Origin of the sequence: Enterobacter cloacae complex sp. (assembly GCF_900322725.1) — a bacterium.
Lineage (GTDB): Bacteria > Pseudomonadota > Gammaproteobacteria > Enterobacterales > Enterobacteriaceae > Enterobacter > Enterobacter quasihormaechei.
Genome location: NZ_LT991957.1, coordinates 1,230,275 through 1,250,090, shown reverse-complemented (window position 1 = coordinate 1,250,090; position 19,816 = coordinate 1,230,275). Strand labels below are relative to the sequence as shown.

General features: G+C 51.8%; 14 protein-coding genes and 1 pseudogene. 5 read left to right on the top strand and 10 right to left on the bottom strand.

Features of this window, described 5'->3' with window-relative positions; all coding sequences use genetic code 11:
* Nucleotides 1-419: 419 nt before the first annotated feature.
* A complete protein-coding gene (locus tag DBR02_RS06325) occupies nucleotides 420-947 on the top strand; it encodes a helix-turn-helix transcriptional regulator (protein ID WP_063451244.1) in 528 nt (175 codons plus the stop codon).
* Nucleotides 948-1,008: 61 nt separating this feature from the next.
* Here DBR02_RS06325 and DBR02_RS06320 read toward each other — a convergent pair whose 3' ends face one another.
* Entirely contained in the window at nucleotides 1,009-4,071 is a 3,063-nt protein-coding gene (locus DBR02_RS06320) for an autotransporter family protein (RefSeq protein ID WP_107533779.1), read from the bottom strand.
* A 116-nt stretch (nucleotides 4,072-4,187) separates the two neighbouring features.
* Nucleotides 4,188-4,502, bottom strand: a complete 315-nt coding sequence (locus tag DBR02_RS06315; RefSeq protein WP_107533778.1) for a lipoprotein — start codon at nucleotides 4,500-4,502, stop codon at nucleotides 4,188-4,190.
* Between the two features lie 175 nt (nucleotides 4,503-4,677).
* Here DBR02_RS06315 and DBR02_RS06310 point away from each other — a divergent pair, with 175 nt between their 5' ends.
* The 4 genes and pseudogenes from DBR02_RS06310 to DBR02_RS06295 all read left to right on the top strand — a co-directional run bounded on the left by DBR02_RS06310 (nucleotide 4,678) and on the right by DBR02_RS06295 (nucleotide 8,367).
* On the top strand, nucleotides 4,678-5,310 hold the full coding sequence (locus DBR02_RS06310) for a response regulator transcription factor (protein WP_064909943.1): 633 nt from the start codon (nucleotides 4,678-4,680) through the stop codon (nucleotides 5,308-5,310).
* Entirely contained in the window at nucleotides 5,307-7,091 is a 1,785-nt protein-coding gene (locus DBR02_RS06305) for a hybrid sensor histidine kinase/response regulator (RefSeq protein WP_107533777.1), read from the top strand. The genes DBR02_RS06310 and DBR02_RS06305 overlap by 4 nt, the downstream gene beginning before the upstream one ends.
* Nucleotides 7,092-7,309: 218 nt before the next feature.
* A pseudogene (locus DBR02_RS26950) lies at nucleotides 7,310-7,414 on the top strand (GNAT family N-acetyltransferase); the annotation flags it as partial.
* Between the two features lie 221 nt (nucleotides 7,415-7,635).
* A complete protein-coding gene (locus DBR02_RS06295; protein ID WP_107533776.1) occupies nucleotides 7,636-8,367 on the top strand; it encodes a hypothetical protein in 732 nt (243 codons plus the stop codon).
* A gap of 139 nt (nucleotides 8,368-8,506) precedes the next feature.
* On the opposite strand, the gene DBR02_RS26565 is transcribed toward DBR02_RS06295, so the two are convergent.
* Genes DBR02_RS26565 through icmH form a run of 8 tightly spaced genes read right to left on the bottom strand, consistent with a single transcriptional unit; the run spans nucleotide 8,507 to nucleotide 19,815 of the window.
* Nucleotides 8,507-8,785, bottom strand: a complete 279-nt coding sequence (locus DBR02_RS26565; protein WP_129741724.1) for a hypothetical protein — start codon at nucleotides 8,783-8,785, stop codon at nucleotides 8,507-8,509.
* Between the two features lie 15 nt (nucleotides 8,786-8,800).
* Nucleotides 8,801-9,280: an Hcp family type VI secretion system effector gene (locus tag DBR02_RS06290; protein ID WP_107533775.1), complete on the bottom strand. Its 480-nt coding sequence runs from the start codon at nucleotides 9,278-9,280 to the stop codon at nucleotides 8,801-8,803.
* A gap of 18 nt (nucleotides 9,281-9,298) precedes the next feature.
* Complete coding sequence (locus DBR02_RS06285) at nucleotides 9,299-10,651, bottom strand: VasL domain-containing protein (protein WP_107533774.1); 1,353 nt, start codon at nucleotides 10,649-10,651, stop codon at nucleotides 9,299-9,301.
* Between the two features lie 43 nt (nucleotides 10,652-10,694).
* Nucleotides 10,695-14,234 (bottom strand): type VI secretion system membrane subunit TssM, encoded by a 3,540-nt coding sequence (gene tssM, locus DBR02_RS06280; protein WP_107533772.1) that lies wholly within the window; start codon nucleotides 14,232-14,234, stop codon nucleotides 10,695-10,697.
* 19 nt (nucleotides 14,235-14,253) lie between these two features.
* A complete protein-coding gene (gene tssA, locus DBR02_RS06275; RefSeq protein WP_107533770.1) occupies nucleotides 14,254-15,660 on the bottom strand; it encodes a type VI secretion system protein TssA in 1,407 nt (468 codons plus the stop codon).
* Nucleotides 15,661-15,679: 19 nt separating this feature from the next.
* Complete coding sequence (gene vasI, locus DBR02_RS06270; RefSeq protein WP_233157796.1) at nucleotides 15,680-16,321, bottom strand: type VI secretion system-associated protein VasI; 642 nt, start codon at nucleotides 16,319-16,321, stop codon at nucleotides 15,680-15,682.
* A 26-nt stretch (nucleotides 16,322-16,347) separates the two neighbouring features.
* The gene (gene tssH / locus DBR02_RS06265; protein ID WP_107533767.1) at nucleotides 16,348-19,050 is read right to left on the bottom strand and encodes a type VI secretion system ATPase TssH; all 2,703 of its coding nucleotides are present in this window, start codon (nucleotides 19,048-19,050) and stop codon (nucleotides 16,348-16,350) included.
* A gap of 9 nt (nucleotides 19,051-19,059) precedes the next feature.
* The gene (gene icmH, locus DBR02_RS06260) at nucleotides 19,060-19,815 is read right to left on the bottom strand and encodes a type IVB secretion system protein IcmH/DotU (protein ID WP_107533765.1); all 756 of its coding nucleotides are present in this window, start codon (nucleotides 19,813-19,815) and stop codon (nucleotides 19,060-19,062) included.
* Between the last annotated feature and the right edge of the window lies 1 nt (nucleotide 19,816).

Sequence of the window (19,816 nt, the reverse complement as noted above, 5' to 3'; positions counted from 1 at the left end):
AGATAATTTAATTCGCGGCGTTTGTTTTTAAATTATTGATAATATTGATTTTTTATTCGGTTGTTTTTCTTTTTGTTATATTCGAAATGAAGTTCTTCTCAGTTAATTAAAGTACTTTCCGGTGCGTGTTTGGGAAGTTTCATGACAAAAATTCTTAATGTTCAGGGAAGTGACTTTTCTGAAATTCTTTTTTATTTATAATTAACGTCAGCCATTGAGTGATAGTCTACGAAAAGTCTAGCTCACCAATGTGCATATTGAGGGATGATCAAAGCCAGAAAACATTTGCCGTTAATGTAAAGCGCTATAAGCGAAAGCGTTCTTCTTTCTTAAGAGGCGGGCTTGCTTTAATCTAAAAGGGATGGTTAGTGGCGACTTCAATTGTGTTAGTGACTCAGGATTGTTTCCTTGTCAGGGGGATGCGGCTATTTTTCCCGGATATAATTTGCCTCAGTTCGATTGACAGAAACATATTTGATACCGGTGCAGATGAATATACTGTACTGATTGATAGCCGTACGCCGCTCCGTTTATATGATTACCTGATACGCCATCCGGCCAGAACGAGAAAAACGATCTGCTGCGTTATGCTGGATATGCACCCTCGAGAGGAGGATCTTCTCAGTATGAAGTTGTTTATGAACACGTCGCTTACGGCTCCGGATATGGCGTCGTTATTCAATCTGGTGCTCGATATGAAAGGCAGGCGTCTGACAACCAAATGGCTGCTTAACTTACGCCTGAGTCGACACGAAGCGGTAATGATCCGGTTGCTGAAGGCAGGGAGGTCAATGGAAGAGATTGCAGATAAGCTGAATATGTCGGTCAAAAGCCTCTATCGCAAGCGAACGGTGCTGTCGGAGCGGTTAGGGGCGGGGAACTTCAACGAGGCGTGTTTGTTCATCTTCAAAAACAAACTGCTGGACGCAGTTGGGAACGATCCCTAGCTCAGTCAGAAGCCAAAAGCACAAACCCGCCACGAGGGCGGGTTCTTTTAATGGACATAATTCAGAACGACCAGCGCAGATTGGCGTTAACCGAGTTGACGCGGGTATCCGCACCATATTGTCCCTGATAACCCACATCCAGCGTCGCAGCACGCGACAGCTGTACGCTCACGCCGATATCACCCACCATTACGTCTTCATCGACGGCCTGGCCCTGAGTAATGAACGCGTCGCTGCCCGCAAACGCCATGCGCGAAGAGGTATTCTTATCGCCATAAGCGTGCTGCCAGCCCAGCGAACCGTAGAGGTTAACGTTCTTCGGCAGCTCGGTCACACCGCGAACCCCGAGTGTGGAATAGAAGGTGTTCATCGTTTCGTTACGTACGCTCAGCGCAGCGGCACCGCCGTCTTCCCTGAAGCTGTCGGTATGCAGCCGGATGTACGATAAATTGACGAACGGCTCAATATTCATATCAGGCTGGCCGAAACGGTAGCCCGCTTCGGTGAACGCCAGCAGCGAGTTGGCGTCGTAATCCGACTTCAGCCGATCCGAGAAGCCGCTGAAATCAACATTGCGCTCGCCTTCAATCTTGTGCCAGGTGTAACCCAGCGCGCCGCGAAGGGAGAACGCATCCTGTTGACCCGCCGCATACAGGCCAAGATGGTAGTTATCGGTATCCGCTGAGGAACGACGGCTGTCGACGTCGTAATCACCCCGGCTGTAGCCGAAATAGCCACCGACACGCACGTTATGATCCGCCAGCTTGCGATCTGCCCCCAGCAGGAAGCCGGTGGTGTTGCCGTCCAGCTTGCCCACATTGCCGTCGCCGCTGTTTTTACTCCAGGAGCTGAAGGTCTGGCCCCAGACGCCATTATTTTGCGGCTCCGGTTGCTGCACCAGCGACATTGCTAACGGTGGTATCGGCAGGCTGTCGTTATCAAACGCGCGCTGCATACGCTGGTTTAACACGTTAAAAACCTGCGTGCTGCTGGCGATCAGGTTGGACTGCATTGACGGATAAACTTCGCCAGACAGCTGGTTGAACGCCTCGCGCGCTTCCGGTGCGCTGAGCAGCAGCAGCGAGTTATACAGCGCCAGCGACGGGCCGCTTTGCGTCAGCGTGGAGAGCGCGCCGGCGGTATTCCACTGGTTGCTGCTTTTGGCCACGGTCTGGAAAATCCCCGGCTTGCCGCTGCCCGGGTTTTCACCGCCAGGGTTTTCCCCTCCAGGATTCTCACCTCCCGGATTTTCGCCTCCGGGGTTTTCTCCTCCAGGATTCTCACCTCCCGGATTTTCGCCTCCGGGGTTTTCTCCTCCAGGATTCTCACCTCCCGGGTTTTCGCCTCCAGGATTCTCGCCGCCGGTCTCTTTCTGCGCGATGGTCAGATCCACGGCGTTGGTGCCTTGCTTGAGCGCCACGTCCAGGAAGGCGGATTTGGAAATCGCGCCAGCGAACTCACCGTCAATCCCTCCCTCGGAGGTTAAAATGCGGTAGCTTTGGCCCGTTTTATAGCTGGTTTGCGGGTCCAGCGCGGTGACCTGTACCTTAGCCTGATCGCTGATGGTGGTTTTGCCCGATACCAGCAGTTGGTCGCTGCTGCCATCTCCCGCGATATCTACGTCATAGAAGGATTCGCCGATAAAGTTCAGATAGCGTTTCAGCGTCAACCTACCGATAGTGCCGTCGCCGGGCGAGATATGCCCGCCGGACAAGATCTCGGTCTGGCCCAGCGTGCCGTTGCCACCCAGCGTGCCGCCGGCCTTGATTGACGCGGCGCTGCTGTAACCCGCCCCGTTGCTGACGTCTGAACCCGCCGTCGCGTTGAGGATCAGCGTGCCGCCGTTCTCCGCGCTAAGCGTCTGAATATCAAAAATATCGTCTTCTGGCTGGGTGTTAATATTGCTGGCAATGATGACTTTACCGCCCCGCGCGGTTACGTTCGCCTTGAGTCCGGAAAGATCCCCGTTCAGCGTCGTCTGCCCGGAGGTGTTGATCACCTCACCTTCACCGCTCATCTTGTTGCTGAAGACGTAATTTGCGTCGGTATGGTTGAAGTACACATAGCTGCCGAACAGCCCGCCGCGCAGGCTGATTGCCGTCTTCGCATCAAGGGTACCTGCGCCGCCCGCTGTGCCAAGCGTTGGCTCAGTTAAACCCGTGCCGGTGTCCATATTGCCGCGGCTGCCGATGATGAGCGCTCCCCGGATCGAGCCGGAACCCGATGTCCCCACGATCAGCGCATTGCTGCCTGCGGAAAATGAACCGCCGTCAATCACCGACAGCACGCCATTGCCATAATCGCCCACGCTCACGCTGCTGCCGCTGGTAAAACGCGAGTCTTTGCCCGCAATAACCAGCTCAGCCGTTTTACCTGCCCCGGAGACGCCCGCCACCTGCACGCCGCCCACGTTAACCGCACCGCCGTTCAGCACGTCCAGGTCGCCATAAAGCGTCAACGTACGGCCTACGTTCCACTGTGAGCCGCTCCCCGTGACGGTGGCTTTCGGGCTTAGCGTGTCGGTTTCTCCCGGCCCGGTACCGTTGCCGATGCGCGCATCGTAGGCGGTGCTGAGCGCCGCTCCGTCCTCAATCGCCAGCGTGGAGCGTGCCCCCAGATCGGTGCCTACGCTAAGAAAATTACTGGTCACACGAGAGCCGGCACCCGTGGCGATAAGGTGGCTGTCGTAGCCGCGGGTGGTGCCGACAACGATCTCCTTTGCGCTCGCCAGTGCGCCTTCTTCGACCCGCAGGGTGCCGAGACCAAGATTCAGGTCGCCGCGCAGGACGTACCGATCGTTCACCGCATTAAGCTCAGCGTTTGGCCCGCGGACCGTGACCACGCTTTCATAAATTTGGCCGTCGAACAGCCGACCGATATTGATGTTATAGGCGGTGATTTTGCCGTTATCGATCAGCAGGTTTCCGCGTTGGTTACGTCCAACATAAACATCTCCGGTGTAACCCAGCGTTTCGGTAATACGCGAGTCGCCATCAAAAATGGCATCAGCCGCACGCGCGACATCGACAGGTAAAAGCAGTAGCAGCGGTGCGGAAAAAAGAGCGAGGTAAAGTCTGGAAAGCGGCGTCTTAACCGCTAAAGAATGCGATGTAGAGTTATTCACGGGCTATCTCCGTACTCATTAGCGTGATGTCAGGAAAATCGTTTTTATATGAAAACTCAGATACGTCGAATAATGTAAAAGGCGTTATTTATGTACGCCTTTTGATGTGGCGTTAATTATTTATGTGTGACAACAGGTGTACAGGTTGGCGCGCTTAGCGTCGGTGCGGATCCTAAAATTCCCGGCATCATCGTTGATGAACAATCGAAAATGCGCCCTTTTTCCGTCGTAGCGCGATAAGTCAGTTTTTGTCCTCCCAGTGCGTCCGGCTGGGCGCCGTTAACGTTGGTCACGGTTATTTCATCTGATGAGCCCAGCCCCAGCATTTTAGCGGTCTCTGCCTGTAGAAGTGGAATAGCCTGATCGGTTTTCAACGTGGAACAACCCGCCAGCATCAACGTAACGGTTATAACGATTAGTGGCTTTTTCATAAATTATCCTTGATATCCAATCAGTTAATTTTACTGATTGTATTTATGTTTTCTTTTACCCAAACCAGCGAATAATATATTTCTCTTTCCTAATCGAAAAAACCCTCCTAAAGTAGGGTAGGTAGAGAATAATTCATCCGTACTCTAAGATATGCGAAGGTAAAAGGAGGATCCTTTGGGACAGAATTATGCGTTAGTCGTTGATGACCATCCATTGGTAGCAAGCGGCATCGCCAATTTTCTGATTACACATTGCCAATTTAAGCAGGCGTATGTGGTGACGAATGAGGATGATTGCTACCGTCAAATTAGGGACCATGGCCCGCCACGTTTGCTGGTAATCGATTTTTGGCTCTCGTCCGGTACGGCCTTGAAATTACTCAAAGAAGTAAAAGAACTTTACCCCCAGGTAAGACTCCTGGTGGTCAGCGGGGATGACAATAATGATATCTGGCGGAAAGTTCATGCCGCCGGGGGGCACGGATTTGTATTGAAAAGCGAGCCGCCAGAAATGTTCTCACGGGCCGTTTTTGCCCTCACTGATAATCAGACCTGGTTTCCTGAGGGTAACGAAATTTCCGTTAAGTCGAATAATGAGCGGTTAAGTAAATTTAACTTAACGCCGCGACAAATTGACGTATTAAATATGATTATGCGCGGTCTGCCAAATAAACGCATCGCCGCCCAGCTTTCAATTTCTGAACCCACGGTCAAAGAACACATCAGCAATATTTTGAAAAAGATAGGCGTTAACAGTCGGGTCGAAGCCATCACGCTTCTGCATGGCAAACAGGAACCGTCGGAATGAGGTTTTTCCAGAGCTTACAAAACGAGGGTATCTCTGCTCCGGCGCAGATCCGTTTGCTAAACAACACGTTTCTGCGGCTGGTATTCAGCTTTAGCGCGGTGCCCTTTGTTGGTATTCCTTTCGCCATCTGGATTTATATGCTTGGGGACAAACTCGGCCCAACGATTATCTGGATTATCATTTATCTGCTATGTGCCGTGGCGATACGAATATTGCACCGTCGCTATCAGCGCGAAGCGAAAGAAAACGATGAAAGGGAGGTCCTGCGACGCTGGCTTCCGCGTATTAATAATATTGCGTTTATTCACGGGCTGGGCATTTCATCACTCTATTTAATTACGCCACAGACGCAGAACTTTGACTTTTTCCTGTTACTTAATATCAGCATCGCCGCTATCGTCGCCGCCAATGCGACGCATCTGACGCCCGTCATCAGCACCTTTACGCGCTTTTTCTTCGCCTCCTGGGGGGTGCTGAACCTCGGTATTATCTGGCGGCTCGATGAGTTGATGTTCATCGTGCTCATGCTGAATCTGCTTTACGGCTTCGCGATTTACCGCCATGCGTTAACGTCACATGCGTTCTTTATTCAGCAAGCGCTGCTTGAGGAAAAAAGCTCGCGCCTGGCGGAACAGTTTCGTCAGGCCAAAGAGGACGCGGAGCAGGCATTGCTGGATAAAAATCAGTTTCTGACAACCGCCAGCCACGATCTGCGCCAGCCCGTTCACGCTATGGGCTTTCTGATCGAAGCCATCCTCCACCGAAACCGGGACGACAGCCTGACGCCGCAGCTTCTTGACCTACAGCAGAGCGTTCGCTCGGTACATTTGATGCTCAATTCTCTGCTCGATCTCAGCAAAATAGAATCCGGGAATGTACTTTCTGCCCCTGGCAAAGTGGATATCGGCGCTCTGCTCGACTCGGTCATCACGCTGTTTCGCGAAGAGGCCAACAGCCGCGCGCTTAGGCTGGGCACCCGGCGACCTAAACGCCGCATCTACGTGATGGGCGATCCGCTGCTGGTGCGACAGTCCCTGATTAACCTGATTCAAAATGCCCTTCGCTACACGCTCAAGGGCGGCGTGCTGGTCGCCATCCGACCGCGCGGTGACGAGTGTATGGTGGAAGTGTGGGACACGGGGGTCGGTATCGCCGATGATGAGAAAGGCAAAATCTTCTCACCTTACTACCGCCCCGAGCTGGGATGGAAGATCGATAGCGCCGGGCACGGGCTGGGGCTGGCCGTCGTTGCCCGTTGTGCCAAGCTGATGAAGGTGAAATACGGGATGCAATCCATTGAAGGTAAAGGCTCACGCTTCTGGATGCGCTTCACCCAATACGCTGGCGAAGAGATCGCGACGGACACCCCGGCCGCCGATAACAACGCTTCTGCGCCGGTTCGCTATGCGCCGCTTCGCGGTTCTTGCCTGGTTGTTGATGACGATCCGCTGGTGACGTCTGCCTGGGAGAGCCTGATGAGCGTCTGGGGAATCAACGTACGCTGTGCGGCCTCCGCTGAAGAAGCGTTTGCCATCATCGACGACGGCTTTACGCCGTTTGCCGTGCTGTGCGACCAGCGCCTGCGATCCGGCGAAAGCGGCTTTGACATCCTGAAAGCGCTTTTTGAACGCCTGCCGGATATGAGTGGCGCGATAGTCAGCGGCGAATTTAATTCACCGGTTCTGCTGGAGGCAGAGCAGGAAGGGTACCTGGTACTCCGCAAGCCTCTTGAACCGGCTAAGCTGCATGCGCTGCTTACGCAGTGGTCAGGATGTCGTTAAGAAAATGCAGAAGTGTTGATTCTGGCGGGCTTAGAATGCAAAAACGGACCTCCGTGGAGGTCCGTTAATATGAATTTGGTGCCCGGACTCGGGAATATTTAATTGATTGTTGAACTGATTTTCACATTAAAATTATGACTGGCTAAAATTCAGGAGCCGAGAGTTGACCCCTTTTTCTGCCTGTAGATTAAGCTGCGCTAGTTAAACAGGCACTGATTCACTATGTTGGATTGCGAATAATTGAGGTGGCTGAGTCTCATGGCATTCGCGGGATGTTAGTATACGCATTGTCTGATGAAGCGCGGGAGCTTTACTTGTGTGTGAGATAGGGGCTATCGTCGATAGTGTATGACTGAATCATTCAATAAAAAGCATGTGAATTCTTAAGTTTGCATACAGTTATTCTATATTCTGTTAGTGTTCTATTTGTTGTGCTTATATAATGGTCGCCTTCGCTTTAATGAGTCTGTAATATTATTTTTCTCAACGTTTTATAAGGATATAATGAGGGGGGTGGTTTATTGAATGGAAAAAAGGAAAAGATATGATTTTCAGACTTGTAATTGCATTGGCTCTCGCGGGGGGATTGTCAGGGTGTAAGGTTTCTTCAATTGATGCAAAGAAAAATGAAAAAAGAACTATTCCAGTAGTCACAACCTCACAATTAACAGAACAGGATGTCTTTGGTAATGAGGCCACGCTGAATATCTCTGAAGAAGACATTCAGGATGCGCTTGGTGGTGAGCAAATCGTCGTTCCTGTGCATTCATCTGTCATTCTGGTCCAGTCGGGAAATCAGGCTCCGGAAGCTGTCATGCAACAGGAAATGAGTAAATATTATACTGTATCAACATTTCCCGGTATACCGGCTAAGAAGAACGTAGCACTTTGCAACAAAGATGCTGTTGATACAGAAAATATGAATTATATGCAGGCTCTTCGTTATATTGCAGCGAAAGGGAAACAGAGGGCGATTTTAGTTTATTGGGGTAGGCTGGAAACAGGAAGATTCGATCCTGTAACTAAGGGCGTTTTGTGGTCGGAATATAAGAATGAAAAACTCACACGAGGAGATACTATATACCGCTATCTGTTACGGTTTGCTGTGGTGGATGTCGATACCGGGGAATGGGCAACTTATTCCCCGACAAACTATGAGTATAGCAAGCAAGTATCATTTACAGATTTTAATGGAATTACCGAACAACAGCTTATTCAGCTCAAAGCAAAAACATATGAGCGGGTAGTTGCGGATTTTGTGAATAGATTTAAATAGTCATGCTTTATGCCTGTTTTTACCGTCTGCCGCCGATGATTTGTGGCGGCAGACATTTATATAAGAAATTTCTCTCTTCCGGGTTATCTTTTTTCCCTGACCAGAAACCATGCCATAGGGGTGTCCGTCAGTGCACGCATCAGTGCCGGGTGCGGGAATAAACCCCTTTGCTGTAATGCCAGGTTCCCGGTATCAGACGTTTTTGCATTTCCAGGTATAGTTCTTTGGTAAAATGATGCTGCTGATGACTCATAAACAACCTCATCCAGTGGGATACTGGCAAAAAGCACCAGTAAGGCCAGTAGGGTAACTCCCGGCCATCCATCAGCCGGATTTGCTCGATTTTAGCTACTGCTTCCGAATGTTTTTTACAAAAGCTGTCTGATATGCAGAAGGAATTAATGATCGGAGTAGTCATGCGCTTTGGCTCCACTTAAAACATCCGCTCGCTCCACAGGCTGTATGCGCTGGTACCTGCAATACAGTGATCCCAGCTAATACTTTCATAAATAAACGAAACGGATTCCTCGGGTTGGGCGTCGTTATCATTAATAGCATGCGCTACATCCAGCTGGATGTCGATGATTCGGGCATTTGTCAGCTTTATTTTGTAGTACAATTCATTGACTCCTGCGCGACTGGTTCGGAATAAGTTAATCTCGCAAGACAAGACTTCGTTCTCACTGATGGCTTTATTTAGTAAAGGTGAAGACTTATCGACAGGTTTTCTTATTGTCAGCATCTGGTGATTAACGTTTTGCTGGCGGGAAATACCGTGCGTCAGTTCCTGGACCATAATTTGATCTTTGTGAGCGGTTTGCGCTTTATTGCCAATTGAATCCTGAGAGCAGCAGCCGGCAGAAATCAGGCCTTGCATTTGTCCGTTCAGTGTTAAATAGGTAAGGTTAGCCATAAAATATCTCCGAAATAATTATTTTTGATTGCTGTTTGTTTCTGTTTTAATGCTTTCTTGCAGTAACAGCCAGCGGCTTAATAGGCCATCTATTCGTTCTCGAATTTCTTTTTCCTGTACGCTGGTATCCTGCCCCTGAAGCTTTGATTCCTCATATTGCGTGAGCAAGTATTCTACGGGAACGTCCTGATTCAGCGCTCTTTCAGCTTGATAAATTACCGTCTTGATATAGGAAAGTGTGAACCCTTCTTTATTCTGTTCCCGTTTCACTAGCAGTTCTGCGAACGTCCGTAAATCCTGTCTTGTTTGCTCCCATCCTTTCATTTTGGGGCTGCCATCAGCATGGGCCTTCAGCGCACTATTCCACTGCGTTGTGGTCTGCTGCTGTAGCAGACTTTCGGGCCACTGGCTGTCTGCGACACGAGTCATCCTGACTCCGCTTTCCAGAGGATGGAGAGGAGATATGCTGAGTAAAGGCTTAAGCCGTTGTTCATAGTCGCTTAGTTGTGGTGATGCAAGCCAGATAGCGGCGGCACCCAGTGCTGTGTCACGCACCTGCGCTATCTGTTGCTGTAGTGGGCGAACCTGCCACCACCAGAGAAGAAGGGCTACCATCCCGGCTAACATTATACCGGCGATAAATCCACGTAGCTGAAAACCGGCTTTCTTTTTGGGTAGTGCGTTCACACCCCGGTTTTCAGGTACCGCAACCCGGATTTCGGACAGTTCCGGTATTTCCGGCAGAGGTGATAATGTGGCTTCGGATGTTAGCGTCTGCGGTGTATCCGGCGTATAAACCAGCGTCCTTACTCTGGATTGTGCGGCAACGTTGCCTGACCGATTTGCCTCCTGCTGTTTGCGGCTGTTTTGCATAAACCACAGCAGGTTTTCCATACGCGGCAGGCGTTTCAGTTCAGCCTTTTGCTGGAGTGCGTCGCAGATCACCTGCAATGCCCGCTCGGCACGGTATAACAATGGCAGGTCAGCGGTGGAGAACGTTAATTGCTGTCGCAGAACAGTGCTGGTTCGGGCATTGAACCAGTCGAGCATTTCTGTTCGTGCCTGAGGATTCAGCGGCCAGAATTTATCCCACTCACGGCTGATGAGTGCCGCCAGCAACTCTGTACCCTCGCAGAACCCTGCCAGTCCGTGAAGACGGGTGCGTGCCAGCGTGTAGTAGGTGGCGGAATGCAGATCCACACCGCTTTTTTTGAAAATTGCCAGCGCCAGCGATTCAACCCGCTTCCAGTCCATCACTGGCCGGGAAGGATGGCTGGCCTTATTGATCTCTTCTCGGATGGCGCTGAACTCCGGCAAACCACGCGGATCTTCGCCTGTGATGATAATCTCGCTGAGTTCATTATTACTCATCATCATGTCCTTATGTACCCGGCAATCCTCTGCCGGGTATCTCTCAGTAAAGTGTATCGGGGAGCCTGAACTGGCTGAACAATCCGCCAGTAAACGGGTTATCTTCCGTGTCCACATGTACCCTGTAGATCATGTAGCCACCGTCAACGTTAAAGCGCAGATCGAAGGTATTCTCCTTCACATTGGTTAACTGGCCCGCCTCCAGCAATCGGAATTGCGCCCATGGACCGCTGAAAGTAACGCTGCGTGGTGCTTTGTTGCTGGCGGCACTGACCAGTGTCAATTTGCTTTCATTACCTTCACGCATGGAATTTGGCCATACCAGGTGAGCGGTATAATTCCGACCCTGACTGTAGTCGACCAGTTGCCCGTCGAGATTCAGCACGCTCCGGCGTTTGTTTGCAGACAGTTCCACGGTTTCAATGGCAAACTGAGTTCCCAGCCCGTTCTGCTGGCTGAAAAAGGTGTTGCGGATCTTCTGTGCAGTGTTCAGTTGTTGCTGGATATCTTCACGGATCAGTACATTACCGTCCTCACCCCACGTCAGTTCGTTTTCAATGAACAGCTTCAGTTTTTCTTGATAAAAGTTATCAAGCAGGCCATCAGGCCGGAAGAACCGCTCGAAGGCGTCCAGGGATGCATCCTGAGGTGAATGCGGATTGAAAGGATATTTATCGCCAAGCTGAGTGTTAAAGGGTTTAACTATGGTGTTATTCCATTCCAGCTCCATGTGATGTACCGCTTCCACCATGACGACGTGCCATGCCTGGTCTGCCAGTACGCCAACCCACCGGTTAAGCGGTACTGGTAACGTTTTGGCCATTTGTCGCGTGGCGAAGATAGGATCGCTGTTGTTCTGATCGAGCCTGAGCTGTACGGCTTTCAGCGCTGATTTACCTGGTACGGGTGAGTTCTGGATCGCCAGCAGGTAACGGTGCAGTTCTGTAAGTTGCTGATAAACGGTCTGCAACAGACTGGTTTTATCTTTGTATTCGGTCAGTACGCTGTTTTCCGGAGCAAATTCACGCCCCAGACGTATCAGCAACTGATAGTCAAGTTCTGCCTGAGCGGCTTCACGTGCTTTATCGTCCAGTCTGGCGGAAAGGGTGGCGGGTTGGGTGTTATCCCGCAGCGTATTCAACGCCCTCTGGAAAGGCTGGTCGCCGCTAATAACTTGCTCCAGCGCATCGGTGAGTTCTGGTAGTGCCTCATAATGGCGAACGTTAAGGTTATCCATTCCGGCACGCCAGGTGGCAGTATAGTCACTGACATACTGTTCAGTGATATGCCGCTGGATTTCTCTACGATCGGCTTCACTGTATGTGACATTACGGGTCAGGTTCAGCACCCATGAATCCATCGCCGTCAGTTTCACCAGTTCATCGCGCTGTTTTACAAAGTAACTTTGCAGGCCATAGCGGGTGAGAAACTGTGGAACGATCAGCTTACTGTCATCCCCAGCAACAAAAACTTTATCGAAACTTGGGCCGATCTGATCCCGCAGGTTCAGGTCAGAGGGCAGTACGCTGAATGCTCTGGTGCGCAGACTTTGATAAACTCGCTGATAAATAGGGAGTTTACTCAGTTCCTGTTGTGCTGCCGTAACACGTTTTTCATAGGGAACATATCGGCTGATGGCATCGCTGTCACCCTGCTCACGCTTTGCGTGCCAGTCGGTATGCGACAGTGCATAATCCAGATGCCCCATTAATTGCGCCTGAATATCGCGCTGCCCGTGGAATTTCTCACTCCAGCGCTTCGCCATAAACAGTTTCACAACTGCATTATTACGCCCGCTTTTATCATCCAGCATTCGTATGACGCGCAGTACCGCCAGCTTTTCTTCAGATGATGGCGGCGCGTTATTCATCTCTTTAATCAGGCCATTAAACAGCGCGGGAAGATAGCGCTGTTCCAGTAACTGAAGGTAGGTCTGCTCCACATACGGGCCGATATAAGTTCCCTGGTACAGCCCCAGATCGGTGAGAACGTTATGTTCGCGATAATCCCCGTAAGCGAGAGTGGCGTCGCGGACGGGATTAAGCAATGGCAGTTGCAGATTGCCGTATTCGTCAATTCCCTGCGGTGGAGGAACGCTCATAAAGGATTCTGCCTGCGCAAGGACCTTAATGCCGGACTGCCAGTTTTTATTGTAGTAGTGATGCCAGCCGCCAATGAGCAGCGCGATGAGCGACGCACTGCATGCTGAAAATACCAGTAACCTGCGCCGGGTGTTCCCCAGCCAGAGACTATTTTCACCGGCGAGATTTGGCTCTGCCAGCAGGGCAGACGGAAAAAGCGTTCGTGTGAAATAGGGAACAGTTTCCACCATAGGCCATGTGGCCCGCGAACTGTTTTCAAGCCGATACTGATGTGCCGCGGACTGAGTAAAGAGATCGTCCACCTGACCGCGTTGCAAAGATGATGTGAGATAGACACCGCGCAGCATCACATCCATATTTTCGCCGTCTAGCAGGCCGTCCAGTAAGGCACCCAGCGGATTTTCGACCCCCTGCATCTGGCGGCTAAAGCTGAATAATGCGCTTCTACATGGCGTACCCGCCTGAGTTAGCATTAAATCGGGGAGGGCCAAATTAAGTCGCGACCCCCACTCCTGCCAGAAAGCGCGGAGTTCGGCGCGCCAGCTGCTATCTGCATGCGCATTTCGGGTGAAGGTTACACCCAGAATACTGTCCCGGCTCTTTTTATCCAGTGACTGAAATAAAGAGGCGAAACCATGCAGCAGATCCAGTTTTGTCAGTACTACATACACCGGCAACTGGCAATGCAGTTGCAGACGAATTTCCTGTAAATTCTGACGTAGCGATTGTAACAATTGTTCGCGGCGGGATTTTGTCGCAGTCAACAGATCGGGCAGATCCAGCGTCAGGATCAGGCCGTTCAGCGGCTGGCGCATTCTGTTATTGACCAGCCATCCCAGCCAGTGCTCCCGCAGGCGGCGGCAGAGCACATCATTGCCGCCTTTATCCGAATCTATGAGTGAACCATCCACGTCAAAGATAACCGCCTGTTTGCCCACGCGGGGGGTGATCCGTACCGGGTATTCCGCTGTGCCTCGCGTATTAACCGGCTCGTAAATCACATCGGAAGGGAACCCCTCACGCAACAACGATGTCTTCCCGCTTTCGACGAGGCCCAAGACCATATACCACGGCAGGTGCCAGAGGAAGCGGCGGGTGTCCAGATGACGATGCAGGCGCAGCAGCCAGCGGTCAAGATAACGCTGCTGCTGATGGATCTCCACGCTGACTGGATCCTGTTCTTCTTGGCGCTGTTGCTTTTGCTGTGTCTCCAGTTGTTGCAGGCGTTTCATTACCCGCAAGATGATCCAGCCCAGGGTAATGAGGCCCCATACAGCCGTTGCCAGCCAGCGACTGGTGAGAGGCTCTAGCCAGTGTTGTTCATACAAAGTCCATGCCGGGCCTTTCCACCAGATCCATACCAGCAATACTATCCAGGCAATAGCTGCAAGCCATATGACGGAGACTTTAAACCGAGGCATTGCCGGTCTGAGAGTGGACTTCATTCCACTGAGAAACCGGGAAGTAGGTAATCTGAACACAAAAAACTCCTGTATAATTTTACTGTTCTGCCGTGAACTTTTCTTCGAGTTGTTCCAGCAACGCGGGTTCCCACTCGGACAGCGTTGTCTGAAGTCCCGTTTTAAACAACGTCCGGTAGTGTTGCTGTGCAAGCTGCACCATTCCCGCCTTTTCCATTAACTGCGCGCCGAGATACAGCCGGAGGAAACGATCGCGGGGCTCGCCTGCTGGCAGGTCTTCGAGGCACTGGAGTGCGGCTTCGAGCCCTTGTTCATGGAATCGTTGCCAGACGTCGGGCGAACTGTCCGACTGGATTAACTGACGTGCGGGCTGAACGCCTTCTCCCTGCTTTAGCCAGCGAAGCGTCTGCTCAGAAATGAAAGGTGAATGGTCGCTGAACAGCATTGAACGCAGTTGAGGTAGTCGCGCCAGAAAGGTGTTTATTTCGTCCCTGATGGCGTTTGCTAACTGGCTGTAACCGAGACGTGCGGCAATTTGTGCGGAAAGAGCATGTCCATCAAACCAGTACGGGGCCAGAATCAGGCTCTGTTCCACCTGTTTTAATAGCGCAATATCCGCGTTGTTTGCGCGGTTCTGGTAGTCCGCCATGATATCGGCGGAGAATGCCGCCAGAGGCGTGCGACCATCGCTTTCAGCCAGCGGCGCGCTGGTGATGCTTTGCCACAGGGCATGGCGGCGCAGGCGGTAACCCGCCGGGCTGTCCGGCTGACGGTCACATAAAATGCTGGCAACATTCATCAACGTATCACGCCATGCTTTATCGTCGTGACTGTCAATATTGACAACCGGCGCAGCGTTTATCGTCCGGGATTGGGTGGAATTACTGACCCCCTGCATCAGTGAATCCTGAGAGGGTATGGATTCGGGAGCAGCAATTGGCGGGGTAATATCACGGAATGCTTGCTGGTACAGGTAGGACAGGTTGTCCGTTGCCGTAGCCAGCTCGGGGAGATTATTTTCGTGCCAGAGTTGAGCAAGATGCGCCAGCTCTCCGGACAGCGAATTATTCATTGTACTGTCAGCCTGTTTCGCAACGCTGTTGATGCCGGGTTCAAAACGTTTAATTACCTGCGTGGCGAAGCGTTTTTTATGCGCCAGATTTTGTGGCCATGCCGTAGCCCAATAGCTGGATACGTAATGTACCAGCAGCGTGATTGCCAGCAGGTGATCCCCCGCGTGTTGCAGGGTTCTGAGAAGATGGGCCATCAGACGAAAATCTTTACTGCGGGTTGCCAGTAGCTCCAGCCCCTGTTGCTGAAGAGCCGCAATATCAACCTGGCCGTGCGCCAACGATCCCAGTTTGGCGATCTCTGTATCGATGTATTCCCACTGTGGGTCATCATCGCGCAGGCCTTCCGCCAGCTTTTCTTGCGGCAGCGGAGCCAGAAGTGCTGCCAGCCAGGTTTCCGGGTTATGCAAATCCATTTTGACGTGCTCCTTATTATTATCCAGCCCAGTGGCAGGCTTCCCGCAATGGGGCAATGGTCTGCGCCAGCCCGCTGATATTAAAGGTCAGTTTTCCGGTGACGCTTTCGGTTCCCATATCGACAGTCAGCTTACTGGCACCGAAAAGCCACTTGATCTCGTCGATGCCGGACAATCCCCGACTGGCTTCTAACAGCATTCCGTTTTCACGAATGAACCAGTGTGAACGGAGCTGAGCAGTATCCGTACTGAGCGTCACAGGTAGGTCGTTTTTTTTAAGTGAATGCGTCAGCGCGACCTGCATCCGGGTGATGTTATCCACGCAACTGAACATCAGCACCGGGCGTGGAGGTATGTTACCCAGCGCTGGAGTGGTAATAATGACCGTAGGATTTTCACCCTCCATGCGGGTCATCATTAGCGATGTTGAATTATTCTCCCGCTGCTTTTCCTGCTCAAAGGCGCGTTTCCACGCTTCACCTTCATAACGGGCTTTGACCAGCGCCCCTTCAAAGCCGGACGTTTGCGGCGTCAGAATGCGGTCGTAACAGTCAAGCCTTTCCAGCGCAGCGGGTTCACGACGACAGGCGCCCATGGAGGAAAGCGTACTTTGCGCATCCGGAACATCACTGGCATGCGCAGATGATGCCAACAACAGCATAAATAACAGCCTGTTCAGCGGAATACTCATACGGCCTCTTCATCCTTCATGAAGGTGCTATCCGGAGCATCTCTGACATCTGCAACAAATACGCCATCCTTCGCATTGAGCGTGATGTGTGTAATGGTTATGTTTGCCGCCATTTTCTGTAGCAACAGCAGAGAGAGCGGAGGCAACATTTCACCATCGATGATCGACTCCAGCATGCGGGCTCCGTTTTCAGCGCGGGTGATGCGGCTCATAATTTCGTTCGTCACTTCCGGTTCAATGACAACTTCTGCATCAAAGCGTGAGCGCAGTACTCTCTCCAGACGGCCAAGTTTTCCGGCAATAATGGTGGCCAGCGTTTCTCGCGACAGTGGAAGATAAGGAACGACCTCCATTCGTGCCAGCAGCGCCGGTTTGAAAAAGTCCGCCAGCACCGGATACAGGGCTTCGTGCATGCTTTCCGGATCATTAGCGTGTTCGACAATAACCTGGTAGCCAAGGTTGGAGGTCAGGAAGAACACAATGTTTTTGCAGTCAATAATCCGGCCTTCACCATCGGCCAATTCACCCTTATCGAATGCCTGATAAAACAGATTGAGTACATCTGGATGGGCTTTTTCTACCTCATCCAGCAACACGACAGAGTACGGTTTCTGACGGATAGCTTCGGTCAGTACACCACCCTCGCCATAGCCGATATAGCCCGGCGGTGAGCCAATCAGACGCGAAACGGTGTGTTTCTCCTGAAACTCCGACATATTGATGGTGGTGAGATACTGACGCCCTCCATAGAGAAGCTCTGCCAGTTGCAACACGGTCTCGGTTTTGCCAACGCCGCTGGGGCCTGCCAGCAGAAACGCGCCGAGTGGTCGTCCGGGTCGACGCAAGTCTGCCCGTGCGGTCAGCAGATGTTTATGCAAATGCTTAATGGCCAGTTCCTGTCCTTTAATCGTGTCACCCAACCAGTAAGGCAGATCGGCGATGACGGATATTTCATTCTGCGACAGACGGTTGAGGGGAACGCCTGTCCATTCGGCAATAACGGAGGCAATCTGTTTTTTGTCCACATGAGGTGAGACCAGCAGCTGTGTATGGTGCAGGGCATCCAGCTCTTCGCTTAGGGCGATAAGGCGTTCTACTGGAGACGTTGAAACCGCGTCATTTTTTTCGCCCTCATTGGCATTTGCCTGAGTTTCCGGCTGTACATCGTTGTCATCCGCTACTGCAACTTTCGTCAGCAGCGCCTGACGCAGAGCGATAATTTCCTGTACCAGCGTTTGCTGCTGACGCCATGCGTCTTCAAGCGCCAGAAGTTCTGCCTGTGCCGTTTCGTACTGCGTATGGACCTCATCTATTCGCGCGCTGTCCGTACGCAGGCCGATACGAATCTCCCGCTCGAGCTGGCGAATTTCCGCTTCATATTGGTGGCATAGTGTCGTCAGCGCCGAGATTTGCTTCGGTGGTGAAGAGAGGTTAATCGCCACGCGGGCGCAGGCGGTATCCAGTACGTCTATGGCCTTATCCGGCAACTGGCGTCCGGAAAGATAACGCTCACTCAAGGTTGCTGCCGCCTGTAGTGCGTCATCATCAATGAGTACACCGTGCGACTGCTCATACACCGTCGCCAGGCCGCGCAAAATGATGGTAGCTTCTGTCGCCGTCGGCTCACTGACCTTTACAAGCTGAAAACGCCGGGACAGTGCAGCGTCTTTTTCAAAGTATTTTTTGTATTCGCTCCAGGTGGTGGCCGCGATGGTTTTCAGTTCGCCGCGAGCCAGAGCGGGTTTAAGCAGATTGGAAATATCCAGCCCGCCTTGCTGGTTACCTGCACCTATCAGCGTATGGGCTTCATCAATAAACAGGATGATGGGTTTTGGGGACTGTAGAACCTCTGCCATTAACCCTTTAAAGCGTTTTTCGAATTCCCCTTTTACCGATGCGCCTGCCTGCAATGCACCGAGATCCAGCGTCATGATTTCGCAGTGGCGCAGCTTTTCCGGTACCTGGCCGGCAACGATGCGTAACGCCAGTCCTTCAATCAGCGCGCTTTTGCCAACGCCTGCTTCACCTACGACTACAGGGTTATTCTTGCGACGGCGACAAAGAATATCGAGCATCAGGTCAATTTCATTATCACGGCACAATACGGGATCGAGTCTGCCGTTACGGGCGTCTTCGGTCATGTTCTTCGTATAGCGTGCAAGCCCGCTGTCAGTTAAATTTGCTTCGCTGGTAGGTGAGAAACCTGCATCGCGCAGCGCTATCGATTCTGCTGATTCACTGGTCCACTGCGTAAAATTATGTCTCAAATGGTCGCGATTAATATTGGTTAACAGGCGGGCAGCCGTCGCCGGTATGTAGCGCAAAGGAGAATGAAGCAAGGCGAGCAGAAGAGTACCGCCCCGCAGCTCTGTCTCTTGCATGTCAGCAGAGGCCAGCAGCCAGCTCTCCTTCAGCCATTCGACTAACATGGGAGAAAACGCCGGGTAGCTGTCGGATGTACGTGTCTGAGGCCAGTTTTCAGCCGTCAACGCTTTGCGCAGCTCATCATGGTTTATACCTGCGCGTTCTGTTATTACCCGCAGGTCGCTACGTGGGGTGCCCAGCATTTGCAGCAGTACGTGGCTGGTGGTGATTTCAGACGCCTGCTGGTTCATGCACTCCAGCGCAGCCGCTTCCAGCGCCTGTTTTGAGAAGGCGTTCAGTCTTTTTACCAGCGTGGACAAATCAATCTGGATCATGGGATATCCTTATCGGAGTAACTTATTTAACTGTTGCAGGATGTCCTGCGTCTGGGCGTCAAGGCGCAGTAGATAAAAGAGATAAAAAAGCACCAGGACGGCTAGCCCGCCAAAAAATACGTGTTTGATGGTCAGACGCTGGTTCAGTCTGTAGAGTCCGCCTTGATGTTTTTTGTCCTGATGCAGCAACGGGAATGGCGCCTCGCCACGCATTGGGTGCAGGACATGGTGCAGACGCCGGTAAACCTGCTCAAATTCGTCCTGATTTGAGGCCGCAACCTTGTAACGACCACGAAAACCTAATGAAAAGCACAGGTAAAGAAACTCAAGCAGATCCTGATAGCGCTTTGGCTCACGAATCAGGCGTTCCAACAGGATAAATATCTTCTCTCCGCCCCAGGTTTCATTATGGAAATGCACTAACAGCGATTGTTTGATCCATTCGTTCTTGTTCGACCAGCCATTGCCCAGCGCTGCTTCGTCAATAAACGTACATAGGATGTAACGAAACGAGACGATAACGCCGGGCTCGTACCCATGTTCCTGAAGTGACTGCTCAACCGCCTGTATATCGGCGACGACCTGAGTGAACAGATGTTCCGGCATCGTCTGGCTGTGCATATTTTGCAGGCGCATTACCATCCCCAGCAGTGGTGTAGCGGCGTCGACCATCGGATTTAGGCTATTGCCACGTAGCGACAGGCGATACTGACGACCAGAACTGTCCATCTCGTTTTCCAGCGAAGTAAGGGATAAATCGCTCATG